Origin of the sequence: Henriciella barbarensis (genome assembly GCF_003576345.1) — a bacterium.
GTDB lineage: Bacteria > Pseudomonadota > Alphaproteobacteria > Caulobacterales > Hyphomonadaceae > Henriciella > Henriciella barbarensis.
The window spans coordinates 172827-192720 of record NZ_QWGB01000005.1 but is presented as its reverse complement, the minus strand read 5'-3'; the positions used below and the strand labels follow the sequence as shown (position 1 = coordinate 192720).

Here is a 19894-nt window from a genome sequence, read left to right as displayed (position 1 = left end):
GGATCAGACTGAAACCCATTTGCGGTCCGCGTCCAAGAGAAAAACAACCGATTAAACTCGCGATTGCAAAGCCTGGAAATTCGCGCCTATGACCGAGAATTTCAAACCAACCGGCCTTCTTCAGAGCCTTGATGAGCGCTCCCGCTCCATCTTCCGGGAGATCGTCGAAACCTATTTGGAAACCGGTGAGCCGGTGGGCTCCCGCACCCTGTCGAAAAGCGGGATCGGCCTTTCGCCCGCCTCTATTCGCAATGTGATGTCGGACCTGACAGAGCTTGGCCTTCTGGACAGCCCCCATATCTCTGCCGGTCGGATGCCGACCCATATCGGGCTACGCCTTTTTGTCGATGGCTTCCTGGAGATTGGTGAACCTGTCGAGAATGATCGCGGCGCTATCGAGGATCGACTTCGCGCCAACGGACGGGACCTTCAGGGTGTTCTGAAAGAAGCCTCATCTATTCTTTCCGGCCTTGCAGGTGGGGCAGGGCTTGTCTCTTCGCCGACACGCGAGCGGCCTGTCCGCCATGTCGAGTTTGTCCCGCTGGCGACGGGTGAGGCACTTTGCATTCTTGTTGATGAGCTGGGCGAAGTCGAAAATCGTCTTGTGCCCATACCAAAGGGCTTGCCTGTCACGACACTCATCGAGGCCGGCAATTATCTCGCCGCGCGGATGAAGGGGCGTACTCTGCGCGAAGCAGCTTTGGCCATCCGGAGCGAAATCGCCGAAAGACGTGCCGAGCTCGATGCAGCAGCGACCTCTTTGGTCGAAAAAGGTCTGGCTGAATGGGCAGGCGAAGTTCCGGGCGAGGAACGCGCGCTGATCGTGCACGGGCGCGCCAACCTTCTTTCTGATTCGCGTGCGGCCGACGATATGGAGCAGGTCCGCCAGCTATTCGACATCCTGGATCGTCAGAAAGGGCTGCTGGACGTGCTGGACTCCACACGCGAAGCTGAAGGGGTGCGCCTTTTCATCGGTGCTGAAAACAGGCTTTTTCCGTTATCGGGTTCAAGCCTGATTGTTGCCCCCTATATGAACGCCTCAAGACAGGTTATCGGCGCACTCGGCGTGATCGGTCCGACCCGGCTAAACTATGCAAGGGTTATTCCGATGGTTGACTATACCGCACGTATCGTCAGCCAGATACTCGGCGAGCGCCAGAAGTGAAGAGCAAACGGAAGCGAACATGACTGAAGATCAGAAGCGTCCCCCAGAAGCGGTAGAAACTGAAAACCTCGACGCAGGCTCTCCGGAGTCCGAGGTGCTGGAAGAGGCTGCAGAAGCCGACAACCGCGAACCGGACGCTGAAACACGAATTGCTGAGCTGGAAGGCGAGGTCACGGCCCTGAAAGACCAGGTGCTGCGTGCCCATGCAGAGATGGAGAACGTCCGCAAACGCTCCCAGAAGGAGATTGTCGACGCGCGCACCTATGCGGTAGAAAAGTTCGCAGGCGACCTTCTCAGCGTTTCCGACAATCTCGCAAGGGCGCTGGAAGCCCTGCCGGATGAGGAACGCGACGTCCTGACCGAAGCTGGCCAAAACCTTCTTGGCGGCGTCGAGATGACCCAGAAGGAACTGCATGCGAAGCTCGCCAAGCATGGCGTCACCGCTATCGATGCAGAGGCGGGCGCAACTTTCGACCCGAACAAGCACGAAGCCGTCAGCCAGATCCCGTCCGAGCACCCGTCAGGCACGATTGCGCAGACTTTTCAGTCGGGCTGGAAAATCGGTGAGCGTACCCTGCGGGCGGCCATTGTCGCTGTCAGCTCAGGCCCGGCAAACTAGGCGTTGTAGGGGCCAGGTTCGGCGTTCGGCGCCTCGTCCCGGCTCCCGGCCCTTCGCCATACATCTTCATGAAGCATATAGGCCACTGTCTGGACCGCAGGTTCAATGAGGCCAATGCCAAGTGAGATGGCTAGATTGCCTGTCAGCGCATAAGCAACCGACACCGCAACAATGAGGTGCATGACGCTGTAGGTGATCGTTTTGGCAACTGCACGAGGCAGGCGGGGCAACAAACTGGACATGCCAATGAAAGTAGGCGGCGCGAGCTAGAGTTCCAGACTATTATTCGCAATGGATGCATCGAATTTATCAATAGCAAACAGGGGTAGGCTCACTCAAATGTGATCCAGCCTCTTGAGCCAGCAAAAGGCCTTCCCATATCGCAGCGGTAGGACGTGTTTGCCAATGATGGCAGGCGCACATCTCAACCCGTAGAGCCGCTGTTTCGGGGTGCTGCCTCGACAGGCCCTGAAAAACGAAATGGCGGCGGCTGAAAGAAGAGAGAGTAGAAATGGGAAAGATTATCGGTATCGACCTCGGCACCACGAACAGCTGTGTTGCCGTCATGGATGGCAAGGAAGCCAAGGTCATTGAAAACGCAGAAGGCGCACGTACCACTCCGTCCGTGGTTGCTTTCACCGAAGGCGGCGAACGCCTCATCGGTATGCCGGCGCGCCGTCAGGCCGTCACCAACCCTGATTTCACCTTTTATGCGATCAAGCGCCTGATCGGCCGTCAGTTCGACGACCCGACGGCGCAGAAGGACAAGGCGATTTCGCCCTTCGAGATCGTGAAGGGCAAGGGAGGCGACGCCTGGGTCAAAGGCCGCGACAAGGAATACGCGCCGCAGGAAATTTCCGCTTTCATCCTGACCAAGATGAAAGAAACCGCTGAGAACTATCTCGGCGAGGAAGTCACGCAGGCCGTCATTACGGTTCCGGCTTACTTCAACGACGCCCAGCGTCAGGCTACCAAGGACGCCGGCAAGATTGCGGGCCTTGAAGTCCTGCGCATCATCAACGAGCCGACGGCTGCTGCGCTGGCCTATGGTCTCGACAAGGAAGAGAACAAGACGATTGCCGTCTACGACCTCGGCGGTGGTACGTTCGACGTCTCGCTGCTCGAGATTGGCGATGGTGTCTTCGAAGTTCTGTCGACCAATGGTGACACCTTCCTCGGCGGTGAGGACTTCGACCTTCGTATCGTTGATTTCCTCGTCAGCGAGTTCAAGAAGGATCAGGGCATTGATCTGTCCAAGGACAAGCTGGCTCTCCAGCGCCTGAAGGAAGAAGCCGAGAAGGCAAAGAAGGAACTGTCGTCTGCCACGCAGTACGAAGTGAACCTGCCATTCATCACGGCTGACCAGTCCGGTCCAAAGCACCTCAACATCAAGCTGAGCCGCGCCAAGTATGAGAGCCTCGTCGAGGATCTCGTGAAGCGCACGATCGAGCCATGCAAGAAGGCGCTGGCCGACGCTGGCAAGTCGACCTCCGAAATCGACGAAGTCGTTCTCGTTGGCGGCATGACCCGCATGCCGGCTGTCCAGGCTGCCGTGAAGGACTTCTTCGGCAAGGAGCCGCACAAGGGTGTGAACCCTGATGAGGTTGTTGCCATTGGTGCAGCGATCCAGGGCGGTGTTCTGCAAGGCGACGTGAAGGATGTTGTCCTTCTCGACGTGACCCCGCTATCGCTCGGCATCGAGACGCTGGGCGGTGTGTTCACGCGACTCATCGACCGCAACACCACGATCCCGACCAAGAAGTCGCAAACTTTCTCGACCGCTGAAGACAATCAGCCGGCCGTGACAATCCGCGTCTTCCAGGGTGAGCGCGAGATGGCTGCTGACAACAAGATCCTCGGCCAGTTCAACCTCGAAGGCCTGCCAGCTGCCCCGCGCGGCGTCCCGCAGATTGAGGTTACCTTCGACATCGACGCCAATGGCATCGTGAACGTGTCGGCCAAGGACAAGGCGACCAATAAAGAGCAGAAGATCACCATTCAGGCGAATGGCGGCCTTTCCGACGATGAAATCAACTCGATGATGAAGGACGCAGAGTCCAACGCCGAGGCTGACAAGCAACGCCGCGAACTGGTCGAAGCCAAGAACGGTGCTGAAGCTCTGGTTCACCAGACCGAGAAGCAGCTCGATGAGCATGGCGACAAGGTCGGCACCGAAGTGAAGGCTGAAATCGAGAAAGCCTCTGAAGAGCTGAAGAAAGCCGCAGAAGGCGAGAACCTCGAAGACATCCAGGCCAAGCATCAGGCGCTGATGACCGCAGCCATGAAGCTGGGCGAGGCAATCTATGCCAGCCAGCAGGAAGAAGCTGCAGAAACCGATGCGAAAACCGATGCAGCCTCAAGCGACGACGACGTCGTCGACGCTGACTTCGAAGAGGTGGACGACGACCGCAAGTCGGCCTAAACCTACGCCCATCTGACACTGAAGCGCCCCGCAACATACTTGCGGGGCGTTTTGCTATTACAAGACAGGGCAGGGCGTCTGAGGCGCATGGGCTCAACAATGGGAAGCATCGATGGAACAGCTTACCGAACTTGGCTTCGTTCAGTCACTTCAGGATTTCTGGGGTCAGGTCGAGAGTGTGCTCAATACAGGCTTTCTAGGTCAGCCCATCGGGCGCGGCGTGCTCGCACTGGTCATCCTCCTGATCGCCTTCTTCGCGCGCGGTCTGATTGCGAAGATCATCGTTGCGACGATCGGCAAGATGGCGGGAGAGACCGAGACCGAGTTTGACGACAAGCTGGTTGAGGCGCTGAAGGCGCCAATCTCGCTCCTGCCGGTCGCCGCAGGTATCTTCTTTGCCGCGCAGGCCATGGGGGCAGAGGGCGACGTCGACACCTTCTTTATCTCGCTGACCCAGTCAGTCATTATCTTCGCGATCTTCTGGGCGCTCTACCGGCTCGTGAAGCCACTCCTGCAGCTTGCCGGGCGGGTCCAGCAAGTGCTTGGCGATACCTTCATCGGATGGGTGACACGCATCCTTCAGGGCGTGATCGTCTTCATCGGAGGTGCGGCCATCCTGAATGTCTGGGGCATCCCGGTCATCCCGTTCCTCGCCTCGCTCTCGCTTCTTTCAGTTGCCGTGGCCCTTGGCGCGCAGGACCTCTTCAAGAACCTGATTGCCGGGATGACGATTATCGCCGAACAGCGTCTCGCAAAGGGCGACTGGGTCTTTGTCGATGGTGTCGTCGAGGGGACAGTAGAGGATGTCGGCTTTCGCTCCACGACAGTGCGCCGCTTCGACAAGGCGCCGGTCTATGTGCCGAACGCCAAACTCGCCGACAATCCGCTCGTCAATTTCTCGCGCATGACGCATCGCCGGATCTACTGGAAGATTGGCCTTGAGTATCGCACTGATAGCGAGACGTTGAACAGCATTCGCGGCGCTGTTGCGGATTACATCGAGAAGACGGACGATTTTGCGGCCGCATCCGATGTCTCCACCTTTGTCCATATCGATGAGTTCGGCGATTCAGCTGTGAACCTCATGGTCTACTGCTTCACCAAGACGACGACCTGGGGCGAATGGCTAGCCATCAAGGAACAGCTTGCCTTCTTCATCAAGAAGACGGTCGAGGAGCATGAGGCGAGCTTCGCTTTCCCGAGCCGGTCTCTCTATTTCGAGAAGATGCCGGACGGCTTTGCGCCAGAAACGTTCAACCCGCCCGGTGAGGACGAGGATGATGCGGACGCGGACACAGACATGCCTTCCAAGAACCGCAGCGAGAGCGTGAAGGGCTCTGCCAAGGGCCGTGGTCGCTCCACCAAGGGGCCTCAGCCAAAAGGGCGTGCGGTTGACGGCGAGGGTGGCGACAAGGCGAGCGAAGCTGGCGGCGGAGAGGATGGCGAGTGACCTTTCCGTCACTCGAGGCAGATTGTAGCCAGTGCGCGGCGCTCTGCTGCGTGCTGCTGCCTTTCGACAAGTCTGCGGCTTTCGCTTTTGACAAGGCAGGGGGCGAGCCTTGCCAGCATCTCGATGCCTGCTTTGGCTGCCGTATTCATGACCAGTTGTCAGATCGTGGCTTCAAAGGCTGCGTAGCCTTCGATTGCCACGGGGCAGGTCAGCGCGTCGTTCAGGATGTCTTCAGGGGCAGCACATGGCGTGAAGATCCGGCGCTGATGTCACGCATGAGCCGTGCCTTTCACCTTATGCGGCGAGTACATGAGTTGCTATTGCTGCTGCGCGAAGCTGATGGACTGCCCCTGAGCCAGGCACAGCGAGAAGAACACACCGCTCTCCTGAAAATGCTGGCGCCAGAGGCTGTGTGGACCGAAGCCAGTCTGGAGACTTTCGAATTGTCGGCGGTAGAAACCGACGTCCGGCGTTTTCTGTCTGGATTACGCGATATTATTGGCGCCTGAACTATCGACCCGTCGGTTTGCAGCATGTCGCACCAGCGGAACGTGACAGTGCGCACGGGAATTCTAGCTTCTGTCTGACTTACAGGAGCTCCCATGACTGACGCTTATACCGATCTCGACCAGATATTTCTTGCCGGTAAGTGGCGTGAGGGCACTGGAAAGGCCCTGACGAACAAGAACCCGTACACAGGCGAAACCATTTTCGAGATGAAGGCGGCAACGCCCGATGATGTCGATGAAGCCTGCAAGGCAGCCAAAGCCGCGCAAACCGAATGGGCGGCACTTCCGCCCTCTGCACGCTCAGCCAAGATGTCAGTGCTCGCAGACACGCTAGAGGCGCGCCGTGAAGAGGTGATGGGGTGGATTACGCGCGAGATTGGTGGAACCCAGGTCAAGGCTGCGCTCGAGGTTCAACTCGTCCTTGGCGTGCTGCGCGAGGCTGCGGTCCTGCCCTTCATGGTCGAAGGCCGAATTTTGCCAGAGGATATCCCCGGTAAGGAATCGCGAGCCTATCGCCAGCCTGTCGGTGTCATCGCCCTGATCAGCCCCTGGAATTTCCCGCTGCAGCTGACTGCCCGCACGCTTGCGCCGGCGCTGGCTGTCGGCAACGCCGTCGTGCTGAAACCAGCCAGCGACTCCATTGTGACCGGCGGAACGATCTTTGCGAAATTGCTGGAAGAGGCAGGCTTTCCCGAGGGGCTGGTTAGCGTGCTTCCAGGCGGGGGCTCTGACGTGGGTACGGCGCTGGTCGAACATGAAATCCCGCGTCTCGTTTCATTTACCGGCTCTACGCCGGTCGGGCGCGGTATCGCAGAGACGGTTGCGCAGTCAGCTATCCTGAAACCGCTTGAGCTGGAGCTTGGCGGGAATGGTCCGATTGTGGTGCTGGATGACGCGGATATCGACGCGGCTGTCGATGCGGCAATCTGGGGCAAGTTCATGCATGCAGGTCAGATCTGTATGGCGATCAACCGCATCATCGTCGACGACAGTGTCTTTGATGAGTTCTCCGCCAGGTTTGTCGCTCGCGCAAAGGCGTTGAAGGTCGGCGACCCGTCAGAGCCCGACACCTTTGTTGGACCGCTGGTGAATGAAGACCAGGCTGATGGCGTGATGGAGCTGATTGAGAAGGCAAAGGCAGAAGGCGCTGACTGCCGTCTCAGCGGTGAGCGCGACGGCCTCGTCATTCCGCCTCACGTCTTTGTCGATGTTGATCAGGACTCGTGTCTCTGCACCAATGAAATATTCGGCCCTGTCGCCCCCATCGTTCGAGCAATGGACGAGGCTGACGCGCTGCGGCTTGCGAACAAGACCGAGTACGGACTTTCCAGCTCCGTCTTTTCCGGTGACATTGAACGCGGCGTGGCGTTCGCCAAGCAAGTTGAGGCAGGCATGACCCATGTGAACGACCAGCCGGTCAACGACTCGCCCTTCAGCCCGTTTGGCGGCGAAAAGAATTCAGGCATCGGTCGGTTCAATGGACGCTGGGCGGTCGACGCCTTCACCACTGATCACTGGATCACGATCCAGCGCACGCCGCGCCAGTATCCTTACTCGCTCGATGATCTTGGCTAGGGCAGGGCGGCGGCCAAAGAAAAACCCCGGCTCTGGGGCCGGGGTTTCCTGACTGTTCGGTTTGAAGGCGTCCGCTAGGCAGCGATCGCGTCTTCTTTCTTTTTCGGGTCGCGCAGCACATAGCCACGGCCCCAGACGGTCTCGATGTAATGCTCGCCGTCCGGATTGTCGGAGGTCGCAGTCGCTTTTGCGAGCTTCTTGCGGAGCTTACAGATGAAAACGTCGATGATCTTGAGTTCAGGCTCGTCCATGCCGCCATAGAGGTGGTTCAGGAACATTTCCTTGGTGAGCGTCACGCCCTTGCGGAGCGAGAGCAGCTCGAACATCTGGTATTCCTTGCCGGTGAGGTGCACGCGGTCGCCTTCGACCTCAACCGTCTTGGAGTCGAGGTTGACGACGATTTCGCCAGTGCGAATGACGCTTTCGGCATGGCCCTTGGAGCGGCGAACGATCGCCGTGATGCGGGCAATCAGCTCATCCTTGTTGAATGGCTTGGTGAGGTAGTCGTCAGCGCCGTAGCCGAGGGTCTTCACCTTCGCTTCAATGTCTGGATTACCGGAGAGGATCAGGACCGGCGTGTTGATGCGGGCCATGCGCAGCTGCTTGAGCACGTCGTAACCGGAGATATCCGGCAGGTCGAGGTCGAGTACGATGATGTCGTATTCATACACCTTGCCGAGGTCCACGCCCTCTTCGCCGAGGTCGGTGGTATAGATGTTGAAGCCAGCCGCCTTGAGCATCAGTTCGATGCTGCGTGCGACGGAGCTGTCATCCTCAATTAGAAGCACTCGCATGTGTCACTCTCCCGAATCAGTCTAGCGACACCGTAGCCGCCCCGTTAACCAATGTGAATCTATGGAGCGAGAATTACCAACAGTTTAACACTGGTGATTAATTGCCCCATTTTGTTCACACCTCTTAATAATGCAGATCGCGTCCGCCTGAGCGGCCGATAAATGTCTGTGCGATAGCGATCGCATCCTGGATAGGCTGCGCCGTCGGATCGGTTGAAATCAGCGTCCGCTGGCAGCGCACCGCTTCGCGCACTTTCTCGTCACGGTGGACGATCCCGGCGAGCGGTGGGCGATAGCCTTGGAACTTCCGGCAGGCCATGGCGATCGCCTCATAGGTCTGTTGGCCCATGGCGCGGTTCGCCGCCTGGTTGATCGCCACGTGCTGGTCGACGTCCGGGGCATAGCCACGAAGAACCTTCATGAAGGCGTAGCCGTCGGTCATGGATGACGGGTCGTCCGTGATCACGATCAAGGCCTTGTCGGCGGCGCGCGCGAGACGCATGCAATTGGCTTCGATGCCGGCGCCCAGATCGAGAATGATCTTGTCGTATTGCAGCGACAGCGTCGTCAGGCCGGCCGCGAGGCGCGACACTTCATCGGAAGAGAGCTCTGCCAGTGCGCCAGAGCCAGAGCGGCCCGGCAGCACATCGAAGCCACCATCGCCAGTGCCGCCATCAACCGGCGTCACCGCGTCTTCAAGCTCAACCCAGCCTGCGATAACCGCTGCGATGTCGGTGATCGGTTCAATGCCGAGCTGGACGTCTACGTTTGCAAGACCGAGGTCGCCATCAACAAGAAGCGTCCTCTGCCCCTGCTGGGCAAAGGCACTGGCCAGTGTGATCGACATGAACGTCTTTCCCACACCACCTTTCCCGGATGCGACCGCTATGATCGAACCCGGTTCAACGCGTCTGTGATGAGACTTGCCTTGCGGCGCTTTTGGTCTGTCCATCGATTTTGGAAGCATGAAGCTCATCTCATGCAGCTCCTCTCAGTGCGAAATCTGCTGAAGCTTCTTCCAGCAGGATCTTTGATAGCCGGGCCGGTGTCGCGGGCGTGAGTCCGCCGCCGATGAACGGGGTGATCCCGAGTTGGGCGAAGGATATGCCAGCGCCGCTAAGCGCCGCGACAATACCGCCGCGCCTTCGCGTCACATCCAGTTTGGAGACGATCGCGCGCTTTACACCGGCATCTGCAAAAGCGTGCGCAGCATCGGCGAGATCATCAGGGTGGCCTTCGGCCGATATGACGAGAACAGGTTCAGCGTCAATAACGGCAATCAGGTCTTTCAGGCTGGCCATGTCCTCACGGTCGAAAGGAACGATGGCCGGAAGGTCGATCACGCAGCGGTCGCCATCTTCGCGCGCGGTGCGCAGCAGCTCGAAAAGGTCATCTGGCGTGCGTGCGACGCGGATCTGCTCCTGCTCAAGCTCAAGATAGGCTGCGAGTTGCGCGCCGCCGGCAGTTGCGTCGAGGTCGGCCGCGACAGGCAGGATACGCGTGTCAGCAACGGCAGCCCGGCGGGTCAGCTTTGCGGCGGTTGCTGTGCGGCCATGTCCTGGCGGTCCGACAAGAATGATGTCGCGTACCGGGCGCGCGGCAATAGGGTCGCAGCTGATCAGCGCATCGAGGCCGCAGGCGAGGATGTCAGCAGGGTCGCTGGACTTGACGCTGGCTGGAATACCGGCATCGGCCACGCGGTCTGCAAAGCGCGGCGGCGCGCCATGCCATAGAAGCGCGTCACGCACGCGATTGCGTAGTGGATTTTCCTGCGGACGGCCCATGACGCCAGTGCGGTCGATACGGGTTACAAAGCGTGGCTCGCTTGGAACCATGCCGCCGCCGAGCTTGTCGGTTGCAGCGCGGACTTCAACACCGCCGGGGACTTCGCGTTCCGAGAGAATGATGGCGTCGTCACCCATCTCGGCAAAGATCATGGCCTTTGCCGCTTCCAGACTCTCGGCTGCGAACATTTTCATGCGCATGAGCAAATCACTCCATTCTGGAGATCGGTTGTCGGCGAGAAAGGTTAACGAATTCTGTCAATCTGTTAGGACTGGCAGAGTTATCCCCAGACTTTCGTGCATGAAAAGTCAGGTGGGTGTTGATGGGCAGAGGCGAAGCTTTGGCTAGGCCGCCTGCTTTTCATGAAGAATTTCAGAGAGTTTCACGCCCAGCTGTCCATTGCTGACGATCAGACGCCCGCGCGCCAGAAGCTGGTCGGACACGTAGATGTCCACAGGTTCATTAATGAATCGCTCCAGTGCGATGACCTCGCCGCCGCGCATGGCGCTCAGTTTCTCAATGGGGATTCGCGCCTCGCCGAGAATGACATCGACTCGCACAGGCACATCCAGCAGATTTGATCCAGACGCACGCCCGCTCATCGTATCGCTCCTCCCGGTCTTGGTGTTGAAGGTTGGCCGAAAAGGTTTCGCGCGGGTTACCGCGCGACCTCGCCCTCAAAATTTCAGGTTCGAATCACCCTTGGAAGAGATTGCCCTGTCCGTCAACGAGCTCGGATGCAATCTTGCGAATTCGTGCTTTTGCGTCCTGTCGGACACTTTCGGAAATCGATGCTTTCTCAAGCGCATTTGCAAGCTCGACGATCTGCAGCAGCGCGATCCTCAGCGCGTCCGATGACCGCTCGATGGCGGCATTGCGTGCCTTCGCTTCGCGGTCACGCACCATGTCGAGCGTGCTGCGGCGTGTATCGTCCAGAAGTGCTGCGAGCTCGGAGATGCTGATGGCGATTTTCTCAGGTCCCGTGGGGGGCGGGGCAGGCGCGCTGAAATCGCTGCGAAATTCGAACGGGGTAACGGTCTGCTGGCGGGCGGCGCTCATTCGATCAGCTCATCGTCTATGTCATCGCGCGCAAGAATGTCGCCGCGGCGCGCAAGATGGCGGGCAATGTCGGTAATCTCCGCGCGAGCTGCTTCGACGCGCGAGCGTTTCACGGGGCCCGTCGCATCGATCTCGGAGACGAGAAGCTCACCGGCGCGTTTGGTCATGTTCTTAAGGAAGACCTCACGAACCGGAGCGTCGGCGCCTTTCAGTGCCAGTGACAGGACTGAGCGATCGACCTGCGACAGCACGGTCTGGATCGCGGCAGGTTCAAGCGCGGCGAGGTCGTCAAACGTGAACATGTGCCCACGGATCCGCGCGGCGCAGCCCGGGTCGGATGCCTCAAGAGCCTTGAGGAAGGATGTCTCAAGTCCGTTGCTCAGCCTGTCGAAGATACGGGCGACGCCGACTGGACCGGCTGCTTTGAAGCCATCGGTGCGCGTTGCAGCGAGTGCTTCAAGCTGGGCTTCGATCGTTCTCAATGTGGCTGGGTGGACCGGACCAAGCAACATGAGCCCCCGCATCGCCTTGATCGCAGCCGGGCGGGGTAGGGCGTGCACAAGCTTCGCTGCGCCGGGCGCGGGCATTTGCGACAGGATCAGCGACAGCGTCTGGGGGTGTTCCGCCTGAAGCATTCCGGCAAGTGCGCCGGCCTCAAGGTCGCAGAGGCGCTGCCAGATATTCTGCGGCTCATTGGCCGACAGGTCCGGTTGCCGGGAGAGGGCGCGGCGAAGTTCGTCGGCATCTTCTGCACGCGGCTGGATCGGCCCTGCAGTCATGGCCTGGCGAAGGTTCGCCGTCTCGCCAGCTGAAAGTTCGTCCCACACGCCTGCGGCCGCAGGGCCAAGCATTCGCATAAGACGTGCGGCGCGGTTCAGTCCCGGCTGGTTACCGGCACGGGCCGTTGTGTCTGGCTGCTGGAGTGCTGGAAGGCTCATTTCTCGCCCTCATCTGATGAGAGCCATCCACGAACAACCTGCGCAATTGCTTTCGGGTCGCGCATGGCGGCTTCTTGGACATCGATAAACTCGTCCTCATTCGCAGCTTGTGCCGGCTCTGCTGGTGATCGCATCATCTGGCTTGCGGGTTTCAGCTCAAGCGGTGCCTCAGCGCGTGGAAACGGGTCAGTGACCTCATCGCGTGAGCGCGAAGGAAATAGCATATAAATCAGGATGAGTAGAGCGACAGCGCCGAGCGCGCCGAGCTCATACAACTCGACTTGCTGGAGCCCGCCAGCGGTGCCGGGCGCGAATGCGAAAGGCTGGATGTGCAGGCTGTCTGCGGCGCGATCATATCCTGCCGTCGTCTCGAGAATGGTGACAACGCGGTCGAACACCGTCCGGTCGACAGGCACGCTGCGCTCGGTGGAATTAACCAGAAGCAGGAATTGCTGGTTGCCATCGCTGCCCGTGTGCGTTGCGACACGGACATTCCGGGCACCGAACACCGGCTCAAGCAGGTTGGTCAGCTGACGCTGCTCGAAGGTCTGCGCCTCTGCTGACGGCGCACCATCGGACAGCAGCGTGTTGGCACGCCATGCGAAAAGGCACGCAGTGATGGCGAGCGCAATGAGCGCCACCAGCCGCGTGCCTCCTGGCATAATTGACCTGCCTGCTGTCATGACCTGCCCCTTGGGATATCTCCCTCAAGGCTAGGCCTGTCAGCGTAAACGGCGCTTTAACGGATCAAAGCGGTTCGACAGGGATGATGGAGTGCCAGTTCTAGTTGGCGCGGTAGTGCTGCAGACGCGTGGTGCGCAGACCCTTGGTGCCATATTCGTCATAGAGGCGCGACCAGCCGGCCAGCTCTTCCTCGGAAAGGGCGTAGCGCTCACACGCTTCATTCTTGGAAAGCAGACCTCCGCGAACGGCCGCAACAACCTGTGCCTTGCGGCGCGTAACCCACCGGCGGATACCTGGCGGCGGCAGGTCCTCCCTGGTCATGACCTGGCCATCCGGCCCTTTAATGCTCAGAGTTCTAGCTGCGGCTTGCTGCGCCATGAGATCCACCATTTCTTAGCGGTTAAGTCCTGAAGGCGCGTTTTGCGCCCGACATCTGCTCTAGCGCGCGGGACTTAAATGACCTTTCAGCGAAGCCTGTGAGTTTTCATAAAAATTCGATACGTTCTCGCAGGCCCCATTAAGCAAGGCTTCGCAAACCTGTCCCCGGCTGGGGCAGGTGTGCCGGAACCGGACAGGTTCCTTTATTTTTATGCGCTCAAACGTTCATCTGCGGCAATTGTGGAGGCAATGAAGCCTCCGCCAAGCACGCGACTTTTTGATGAAAAATCGTACAGGACGCAGGCCTGGCCCTTCGCGACGCCTTCTTCGGGAATGTCGAAGAAGACAGCAGGCTGGTCGCCGGCCCAGCCGAGATGCGCTGGAAGGGGTTCGCGCGTGGAGCGCACGCGTGCCAGCACGGGCAAGCCCATGTCGCAAGCTTCCTCCAGGCTTCCATCGCCGAGCCAGTTCAGCTCTTCCATGGTGAGGCCCGCCGTCAGCAGTGCTTCACGCGGGCCGACAATGACCCTGCGCGTCGCCGCATCGATCTTGACCACGAAGAGAGGCTCGCCCGTCGCAACGCCAAGTCCGCGGCGCTGACCAATCGTATAGTGGATGACGCCGTCATGCTCACCAAGGACGCGGCCATCAAGATGTACGATCTCACCGCCGCGCCCGGCCGCCGGGCGCAGCTTCTTGACCACATCGGCGTAGGAACCTTGCGGCACGAAGCAGATGTCCTGGCTGTCGGGCTTGGACGCGACCGGCAGATTGTATTTTTCTGCAAGCTCGCGCACGCGCGTCTTTGGCAGGCCGCCCAGCGGAAAACGTAGGTAATCCAGCTGTTCGCGCGTGGTTGCGAACAGGAAGTAGGACTGGTCACGGGAGGCATCTTCTGCGCGGTGAAGCTCTGAGCCATCAGGGCCATCGGTGCGGCGTATATAATGCCCCGTCGCCAGGCAGTCAGCGCCAAGCTCCTTTGCTGTGGCAAGAAGGTCCTTGAACTTTACGGTCTGGTTGCAACGGATACAGGGGATGGGGGTGGAGCCGGCCATATAGGTGTCGGCAAAATCTTCCATCACCTGTTCCTTGAACCGGCTTTCATAGTCGAGGACATAGTGGGGGATGCCGACCTGATCGGCCACATTACGCGCATCATGGATGTCCTGACCTGCGCAGCAGGCGCCCTTCTTCTCGATGGCGGCACCATGGTCATAAAGCTGCAGCGTGATGCCCACGACATCATAGCCTTCATCGGCCAGCATAGCCGCGACGACAGAGCTATCGACACCACCAGACATGGCGGCCACGACGCGGGTTTCAGATGGGGGTTTTGGCAGCCCAAGCGAATTGAGCTCGCCCGCAGGGGCGATCTTCGTATCAGTCATCTCATCCTCCAGCGGGTTCAAGGCCCGCAGCAGAAACATCAATTTGAAGCGCGCTACATAGTCGATCTTGGCGTCGATGTCAGGGGCAGGGTGTCAGCGAGGCCTGGCGATCCTCAAAGCGATAACTGCAAGATACTGCACCCGTGAGTTTGCCAGTCATTCGCATTTGCAGTAGGCGCATCCAGTACATTTTCTAGGGGCCCGAAACCAGATGAAACACCTGCACAAAACCCTTCACGGTGCGAGCGCGCTGACCCTGCTTTTCGCCGCGCCCATCGCCGCCGCTCAAAAGGTCGAAGAAGACAAGGTCCTCGATTCCATCCTGGTGACCGGCCAGTATCTGTACACTGATGAAGTGAACGCGCTGAAATCGCCCACGCCCATCATTGATGTGCCGCAGAGCCTTTCCATCATCACGGCTGACCAGATCGAGCAGCAGGGATTCAACAGCGTTGGCGATATCATCGATTACACGCCCGGCGTGAACACCTCGCAGGGTGAAGGCCACCGCGACGCTGTCGTGTTCCGCGGTGTGCGATCGACGGCCGACTTCTTCGTCGATGGCGTGCGCGACGACGTGCAGTATTACCGGCCGCTCTACAATCTCGAGCAGATCGAGATCTTGCGCGGTCCGAATGCGCTCCTGTTTGGTCGGGGCGGCACGGGCGGCATCCTGAATCGTGTCACCAAGAAGGGTGTCGTGGGAGAGACCTTTACAGGTTACCAGGCAAGCGTCGACACGTTTGGCGGTTTCGGCGCGCAGATCGACCAGAATGTCGCCCTGTCTGATACATCGGCGCTTCGCATCAATGCGATGTACGACAATTTGGACAATCACCGCGACTTCTATGACGGCGAGCGGATCGGCATTAACCCGACGGCGCGTATAGAACTGACCCCGTCGACGACGCTCGACCTTTCCTATGAATACTTGGATCATGAGCGCTTCGTGGACCGGGGCATTCCGACCGGCGCAGATGGCCGCCCTGTCGAAGCGTTTCGTGATATTGTGTTCGGCGATCCGGAGCTGAACCGTACCTTCCTTGAAGCTCATCTGCTGCGCTCATCGCTGCAGCATCGTTTCTCCGAGACCCTGAAAGCCAATGTCAGCCTGTTCTATGGCGACTATGACAAGCGCTACCGCAACTTCTACGCATCCAGTTACAATGAAGCGGCGACGCCTGGCCTTGTCACGCTGGATGGTTATGAGGACTCAACCAAGCGCCAGAACACCATCCTGTCGGGCAACCTCGTCTGGCAACCGGCAACCTGGGGCCTTGAGCACACCATCATTGTCGGCGGTGAGTACATCGACACCTCGAATGACAATGATCGGTTCAACGCTTTCTGGGACACGACCGCTGACGACAATGAAGTCTTCGATATCCGTCGCCCTCTAATCCTGAACGGCGGCGTCGGTATCAATGCGGCGGGCCAGCTGACGACCAATGACTATACCGTCGACATCAACGACTTCACCAAGGCTGAAGTCGATGTCTTCTCGGCCTATATCCAGGATGAGATCGAGATCTCCGAAAAGCTCGACGTCATCGTCGGCCTGCGCTTTGACAGCTTCGATATCGAAGTCCTGAACGTCCTCGCTAACGACACCCGCAGCCGCAAGGATGAGGAAGTCTCCCCACGCCTTGGCCTCGTCTACAAGCCGCAGGAGAACGTCTCCCTCTATGCGAGCTATAGCGCGACCTTCCTGCCGCGCAGCGGTGAGCAGTTCTCCGATATCAATGGCGCTGCAAACCAGCTCGACCCGGATGAGTTCACAAATCTGGAAGCAGGCCTCAAATGGGACCTCATTGGCGGCGTCAGCCTGACGGCGGCCATCTTCGAGATCGAACAACGCTCCCCGCAGGTCGCTGACAATGACCCGTCCACACTGGAAGTGATCGAGTCCGAGACACAGGGCTTCGAGGTTCAGGTGCAGGGCGAGTTCAGCGACCGCTGGTTTATCTCGGCTGGCTATTCCTATCTCGATGGTGAGATCGTCAACCGCACCGGCCCGACCGGAAATCGTCCGCGTGAGCTGCCAGAACACATGGCGTCGATCTGGAACACTTATCGCCTGACCGACCGCTTCGGCATCGGCCTTGGCGTGACCTATCAGGATGAGAGCTTCATCGACAATGGAAACACGGCGATCCTGCCAGCCTATACGCGCGTCGATGCTGCGGCCTTCTACGACGTGTCGGACGCCGTGCGGGTCCAGCTCAACATCGAGAACGCCACTGATGAGCTCTACTTCCCGAACGCCCACGCCACCCATCAGGCAAGCGTCGGCGCACCGCTCAATGCAAGGCTGACGGTTAGCGGGCGGTTCTAGACGCCGGGAACGTCCCGCGCGGCTAAGACGTTTCTGCGAGCATGGAAATGCTCGACAGCTTCTTTGCGACCGAAATCGGAACGATGCAGATCGTCGTGCGCATCGCGGCGGCCTGCATCTTCGGCGCGCTCATAGGTGCCGAACGCGAGATACGTGACCGCCCGGCAGGCCTTCGCACATTCATGCTGGTGTCGCTGGCAGCCTGTCTGTTCACCATCATCGCGCTTGAAGTGAGTTATCTGGTCGAGTCGACTGAAGACGCCTCGAGCATCCGGCCAGACCCGCTGCGCATTGTCGAAGCCGTAACGGCGGGGGTCGCGTTCATCGCGGCGGGGGCCATCATACGCCATAGCGGCCGACTTGAGGGTCTGACGACCGGAGCAGGGCTCTGGCTGGCAGGCGCAATCGGTCTCGCCTGCGGTGCCGGTTTCATGGCCATTGCGGCGCTGGTGACCATACTCGCGCTGGTTATCATGGTCCTGTTCAAATGGCTGGAACGGTACCTGCCCGTCACAGATAAAGACTAGGCCTTGCCTTCGCGGTGCCTAGCGATTGCCAGCAAGGCCAAGTTTCTCCGCCAGCGCGTCATGGCATCCCGGCACGAAATGAAACGCGTCCCAGCCATGCTGGCGGGCGGCTTCAACATTCTCGGCCATATCATCGACGAGGATAACATCCTTGCCGCCATGTCCGAGCGCGTCCTCGATATGCGCGAAATAGGCAAGGTCAGGCTTGGCGAGCCGCATGCGGCCAGCGGCGAACACGGTATGCATATGCTCGCCAAAGCCCTGCGCCTCGATCCAGTCGGCACGGTAGACCTCATTATTGGTGGCAATGACATTGGTAATCCCCGCCCGGCGCGCACGCTGGACGACATCCAGCGTCGTCTCATCGGGAATATGGTCCTTGTCGAACCAGTAGTCGATCACCTCGCCCGCCCGGTGCGGCACGCCATGTTCAGCGGCCCAGTCGCCGACAAGCTCGTGCAGGTCCGCTTCGCCCACCATGGCCCGCTGGAAGCGTCCGGAGAAGAGATAGCTCGCCAGGGAGTCGATCGGCAGCCCTGTATCCTGTTCAAACGTCGTCATCCATTTGAAGACACCGTTCTGGACGTTGGCATTGAGGACCCCGTCAAAGTCCCAGGCGATGAGTTTATAGCGTGGTGCGGTCATCAGGTGCTCGTGTCCAGGTCGAAAGCTGTGCCCTTCAGGCGTGTCGGCAGCGGGTTGCCGGGCGTCCTCGGCCATTGGCCGAGTATCTCTTCGGGCTCATACAGCTCCTGGAAGAAAACAAACGTGTCGCGGCTGTAGTTGGCGCGGATTGCCTCTTCCATCGGCTCATCGACGAGCAAAAGCGTCCAGACGAGATCAGGGGAGAAGACGGTCCGCACAGTGGAAAGATCCACCGCGCCGCCCGCATGAAGGCGTTTCATCTTGTGGAAGACGAGAACGAACCGGCGGCGGGCAGAATCGAAGCGCTGATACTCGGCTTCTTCCTCTGGCGTGCGATCTGTCTTGTGACGCAGGACCCCGTATCGGCCGAGCGCGCCCGCTCGCTCATAGTCGAACAGAATGCCAGAGGCCTGCCGGAATTCATCGGCGGCGATATCGTCCATGAATGCCAGAATAATCTGCAGGTTCAGCGCCTTGCGCTGATTGTCGGCGACCTCTTCCAGTTCGAGCTTCTGAAGCTCCAGCGCTTTCTTCTGCGCGCTATTGGTCAGCATGATGCCGATAAGCGCAAAGCCTGAGAAGAACGCGCTCGCCGCGCCGAACATCGCACCATACTGAGAGACACGGGTCGCGGCGAGATCCTCCAGCCGCACCAGTTGCATCAGCGCAATCGGCACCAGGCCGAAGACCAGCCAGAGCAGGATGGCGACGACTGACCACTGGTAGATATTGAGGCGCTCGTGAAGCGGCTCTTTCTCTTTTTTCGTATCGGTGGTGGAGGGTTTAGTCTTTGGCATGAGCCGTCTTTTGAACCAGAACGAAGTGTCCGTCACCCCCGCGCCATCCTGCCGCGTGGCAGAATGCACAGGCAAAGGGAAGAGGGCCAGTCGCTACCTTTGGGGAAACCAGACTTACAGGAGCGACTGATATGTCCTTGCGCATTGGCGACACGGCCCCCGACTTCACCATCCCGACAACGAAGGGCGATATCTCCTTTCATGATTGGGCAGGGGACAAATGGGTTTTCCTGTTCAGCCACCCGGCTGACTTCACGCCCGTCTGCACGACGGAAATGGGGCGGACATCCCAACTCGCCGACGAGTTCGCAGCCCGCAATGTCCTGCCGCTGGGCCTGTCGACCGACAGCGTCGAAGAGCACCTCAAATGGATCGATGACGTCAACGACACGCAGAATACTGACCTCTCATTTCCGATTATCGCCGATATCGATCATGCTGTGGCGCAGGCCTATGACATGATCCATCCGGGTGAGAGCGAAACAGCGGCTGTCCGGTCCGTCTTCATCATCGATCCGAACAAGAAGATCCGTCTCACGATGACCTATCCGATGAGCGTGGGTCGCAACTTCGATGAGATTCTTCGCGTCGTGGACGCGCTGCAGACAGGCGACAAGTACAAGGTGGCGACACCGGCGGACTGGGTCATGGGCGCCAAGGTCATCATCCCGCCATCCGTTACGAACCAGGCGGCCCGCACTCAGTTTCCGCAAGGCTGGGACGAGGTACGCCCCTACCTTCGCTTTACCAAGGTCTGAGCCAGTGTTAATTCGGCCGGGCCCCATAGGAGTCTATGCGAGCCCGGCTGACATTCTGCGAAACGG

General features: G+C 59.3%; 21 protein-coding genes. 9 read left to right on the top strand and 12 right to left on the bottom strand.

Annotation, left to right across the window (positions count from 1 at the left end; translation table 11 throughout):
- Positions 1-88: 88 nt before the first annotated feature.
- Entirely contained in the window at positions 89-1165 is a 1077-nt protein-coding gene (gene hrcA / locus D1224_RS03705) for a heat-inducible transcriptional repressor HrcA (protein WP_119378575.1), read from the top strand.
- A 19-nt stretch (positions 1166-1184) separates the two neighbouring features.
- Complete coding sequence (locus tag D1224_RS03700; RefSeq protein WP_119378574.1) at positions 1185-1784, top strand: nucleotide exchange factor GrpE; 600 nt, start codon at positions 1185-1187, stop codon at positions 1782-1784.
- Here the strand turns inward: D1224_RS03700 and D1224_RS03695 are convergent.
- The gene (locus tag D1224_RS03695; protein WP_119378573.1) at positions 1781-2026 is read right to left on the bottom strand and encodes a DUF2061 domain-containing protein; all 246 of its coding nucleotides are present in this window, start codon (positions 2024-2026) and stop codon (positions 1781-1783) included. The two genes, D1224_RS03700 and D1224_RS03695, sit on opposite strands and share 4 nt — an antisense overlap.
- Before the next feature lie 269 nt (positions 2027-2295).
- Here D1224_RS03695 and dnaK point away from each other — a divergent pair, with 269 nt between their 5' ends.
- The 4 genes from dnaK to D1224_RS03675 all read left to right on the top strand — a co-directional run bounded on the left by dnaK (position 2296) and on the right by D1224_RS03675 (position 7740).
- On the top strand, positions 2296-4206 hold the full coding sequence (dnaK, locus tag D1224_RS03690; RefSeq protein ID WP_119378572.1) for a molecular chaperone DnaK: 1911 nt from the start codon (positions 2296-2298) through the stop codon (positions 4204-4206).
- A gap of 112 nt (positions 4207-4318) precedes the next feature.
- The gene (locus tag D1224_RS03685; RefSeq protein ID WP_119378571.1) at positions 4319-5656 is read left to right on the top strand and encodes a mechanosensitive ion channel family protein; all 1338 of its coding nucleotides are present in this window, start codon (positions 4319-4321) and stop codon (positions 5654-5656) included.
- Positions 5653-6165 carry a hypothetical protein gene (locus tag D1224_RS03680; protein WP_119378570.1) on the top strand — a complete coding sequence of 171 codons (513 nt, stop codon included), beginning with the start codon at positions 5653-5655 and terminating at the stop codon, positions 6163-6165. The genes D1224_RS03685 and D1224_RS03680 overlap by 4 nt, the downstream gene beginning before the upstream one ends.
- Before the next feature lie 93 nt (positions 6166-6258).
- Positions 6259-7740: an aldehyde dehydrogenase family protein gene (locus D1224_RS03675; protein ID WP_119378569.1), complete on the top strand. Its 1482-nt coding sequence runs from the start codon at positions 6259-6261 to the stop codon at positions 7738-7740.
- Positions 7741-7814: 74 nt separating this feature from the next.
- Here the strand turns inward: D1224_RS03675 and ctrA are convergent, their stop codons facing one another.
- The 9 genes from ctrA to mnmA form a co-directional block, all read right to left on the bottom strand.
- Positions 7815-8534 (bottom strand): response regulator transcription factor CtrA, encoded by a 720-nt coding sequence (gene ctrA, locus D1224_RS03670; protein WP_119378568.1) that lies wholly within the window; start codon positions 8532-8534, stop codon positions 7815-7817.
- Positions 8535-8658: 124 nt separating this feature from the next.
- Positions 8659-9510, bottom strand: coding sequence for a nucleotide-binding protein (locus tag D1224_RS03665; protein WP_119378567.1), 852 nt, complete (start codon positions 9508-9510; stop codon positions 8659-8661).
- Position 9511: 1 nt separating this feature from the next.
- On the bottom strand, positions 9512-10519 hold the full coding sequence (locus tag D1224_RS03660; RefSeq protein WP_233350382.1) for a flagellar biosynthesis protein FlhF: 1008 nt from the start codon (positions 10517-10519) through the stop codon (positions 9512-9514).
- A 144-nt stretch (positions 10520-10663) separates the two neighbouring features.
- The gene (locus tag D1224_RS03655; RefSeq protein ID WP_119378566.1) at positions 10664-10921 is read right to left on the bottom strand and encodes a FliM/FliN family flagellar motor switch protein; all 258 of its coding nucleotides are present in this window, start codon (positions 10919-10921) and stop codon (positions 10664-10666) included.
- A gap of 94 nt (positions 10922-11015) precedes the next feature.
- The gene (locus tag D1224_RS03650) at positions 11016-11378 is read right to left on the bottom strand and encodes a hypothetical protein (RefSeq protein WP_119378565.1); all 363 of its coding nucleotides are present in this window, start codon (positions 11376-11378) and stop codon (positions 11016-11018) included.
- Positions 11375-12316: a FliG C-terminal domain-containing protein gene (locus tag D1224_RS03645; RefSeq protein ID WP_119378564.1), complete on the bottom strand. Its 942-nt coding sequence runs from the start codon at positions 12314-12316 to the stop codon at positions 11375-11377. The genes D1224_RS03650 and D1224_RS03645 overlap by 4 nt, the downstream gene beginning before the upstream one ends.
- Complete coding sequence (locus tag D1224_RS03640; RefSeq protein WP_182482153.1) at positions 12313-12957, bottom strand: hypothetical protein; 645 nt, start codon at positions 12955-12957, stop codon at positions 12313-12315. The genes D1224_RS03645 and D1224_RS03640 overlap by 4 nt, the downstream gene beginning before the upstream one ends.
- A gap of 142 nt (positions 12958-13099) precedes the next feature.
- Positions 13100-13390: a CtrA inhibitor SciP gene (sciP, locus tag D1224_RS03635; protein ID WP_119378562.1), complete on the bottom strand. Its 291-nt coding sequence runs from the start codon at positions 13388-13390 to the stop codon at positions 13100-13102.
- Between the two features lie 197 nt (positions 13391-13587).
- The gene (gene mnmA, locus D1224_RS03630; RefSeq protein ID WP_119379879.1) at positions 13588-14766 is read right to left on the bottom strand and encodes a tRNA 2-thiouridine(34) synthase MnmA; all 1179 of its coding nucleotides are present in this window, start codon (positions 14764-14766) and stop codon (positions 13588-13590) included.
- A 211-nt stretch (positions 14767-14977) separates the two neighbouring features.
- Here mnmA and D1224_RS03625 point away from each other — a divergent pair, with 211 nt between their 5' ends.
- Positions 14978-17101, top strand: coding sequence for a TonB-dependent receptor (locus tag D1224_RS03625; RefSeq protein WP_119378561.1), 2124 nt, complete (start codon positions 14978-14980; stop codon positions 17099-17101).
- A gap of 41 nt (positions 17102-17142) precedes the next feature.
- The gene (locus D1224_RS03620; RefSeq protein WP_119378560.1) at positions 17143-17628 is read left to right on the top strand and encodes an MgtC/SapB family protein; all 486 of its coding nucleotides are present in this window, start codon (positions 17143-17145) and stop codon (positions 17626-17628) included.
- Positions 17629-17646: 18 nt separating this feature from the next.
- On the opposite strand, the gene D1224_RS03615 is transcribed toward D1224_RS03620, so the two are convergent.
- On the bottom strand, positions 17647-18273 hold the full coding sequence (locus tag D1224_RS03615; RefSeq protein WP_119378559.1) for an HAD family hydrolase: 627 nt from the start codon (positions 18271-18273) through the stop codon (positions 17647-17649).
- Positions 18273-19070, bottom strand: a complete 798-nt coding sequence (locus tag D1224_RS03610) for a hypothetical protein (RefSeq protein ID WP_119378558.1) — start codon at positions 19068-19070, stop codon at positions 18273-18275. The genes D1224_RS03615 and D1224_RS03610 overlap by 1 nt, the downstream gene beginning before the upstream one ends.
- 131 nt (positions 19071-19201) lie before the next feature.
- Between D1224_RS03610 and D1224_RS03605 the strand changes: the two genes are divergently transcribed.
- Positions 19202-19828 (top strand): peroxiredoxin, encoded by a 627-nt coding sequence (locus D1224_RS03605; protein WP_119378557.1) that lies wholly within the window; start codon positions 19202-19204, stop codon positions 19826-19828.
- Positions 19829-19894 lie beyond the last annotated feature (66 nt).

Coding starts and splice junctions, on each gene's coding strand:
- D1224_RS03620 (WP_119378560.1), top strand. CDS start 17,143: ATGGAAATGCTCGACAGCTTCTTTGCGACCGAAATCGGAACGATGCAG.
- dnaK (WP_119378572.1), top strand. CDS start 2,296: ATGGGAAAGATTATCGGTATCGACCTCGGCACCACGAACAGCTGTGTT.
- D1224_RS03605 (WP_119378557.1), top strand. CDS start 19,202: ATGTCCTTGCGCATTGGCGACACGGCCCCCGACTTCACCATCCCGACA.
- D1224_RS03660 (WP_233350382.1), bottom strand. CDS start 10,519: ATGCGCATGAAAATGTTCGCAGCCGAGAGTCTGGAAGCGGCAAAGGCC.
- D1224_RS03645 (WP_119378564.1), bottom strand. CDS start 12,316: ATGAGCCTTCCAGCACTCCAGCAGCCAGACACAACGGCCCGTGCCGGT.
- ctrA (WP_119378568.1), bottom strand. CDS start 8,534: ATGCGAGTGCTTCTAATTGAGGATGACAGCTCCGTCGCACGCAGCATC.
- D1224_RS03665 (WP_119378567.1), bottom strand. CDS start 9,510: ATGAGCTTCATGCTTCCAAAATCGATGGACAGACCAAAAGCGCCGCAA.
- D1224_RS03685 (WP_119378571.1), top strand. CDS start 4,319: ATGGAACAGCTTACCGAACTTGGCTTCGTTCAGTCACTTCAGGATTTC.
- D1224_RS03650 (WP_119378565.1), bottom strand. CDS start 11,378: ATGAGCGCCGCCCGCCAGCAGACCGTTACCCCGTTCGAATTTCGCAGC.
- D1224_RS03655 (WP_119378566.1), bottom strand. CDS start 10,921: ATGAGCGGGCGTGCGTCTGGATCAAATCTGCTGGATGTGCCTGTGCGA.
- sciP (WP_119378562.1), bottom strand. CDS start 13,390: ATGGTGGATCTCATGGCGCAGCAAGCCGCAGCTAGAACTCTGAGCATT.
- D1224_RS03610 (WP_119378558.1), bottom strand. CDS start 19,070: ATGCCAAAGACTAAACCCTCCACCACCGATACGAAAAAAGAGAAAGAG.
- mnmA (WP_119379879.1), bottom strand. CDS start 14,766: ATGACTGATACGAAGATCGCCCCTGCGGGCGAGCTCAATTCGCTTGGG.
- D1224_RS03700 (WP_119378574.1), top strand. CDS start 1,185: ATGACTGAAGATCAGAAGCGTCCCCCAGAAGCGGTAGAAACTGAAAAC.
- D1224_RS03625 (WP_119378561.1), top strand. CDS start 14,978: ATGAAACACCTGCACAAAACCCTTCACGGTGCGAGCGCGCTGACCCTG.
- D1224_RS03615 (WP_119378559.1), bottom strand. CDS start 18,273: ATGACCGCACCACGCTATAAACTCATCGCCTGGGACTTTGACGGGGTC.
- D1224_RS03675 (WP_119378569.1), top strand. CDS start 6,259: ATGACTGACGCTTATACCGATCTCGACCAGATATTTCTTGCCGGTAAG.
- D1224_RS03695 (WP_119378573.1), bottom strand. CDS start 2,026: ATGTCCAGTTTGTTGCCCCGCCTGCCTCGTGCAGTTGCCAAAACGATC.
- hrcA (WP_119378575.1), top strand. CDS start 89: ATGACCGAGAATTTCAAACCAACCGGCCTTCTTCAGAGCCTTGATGAG.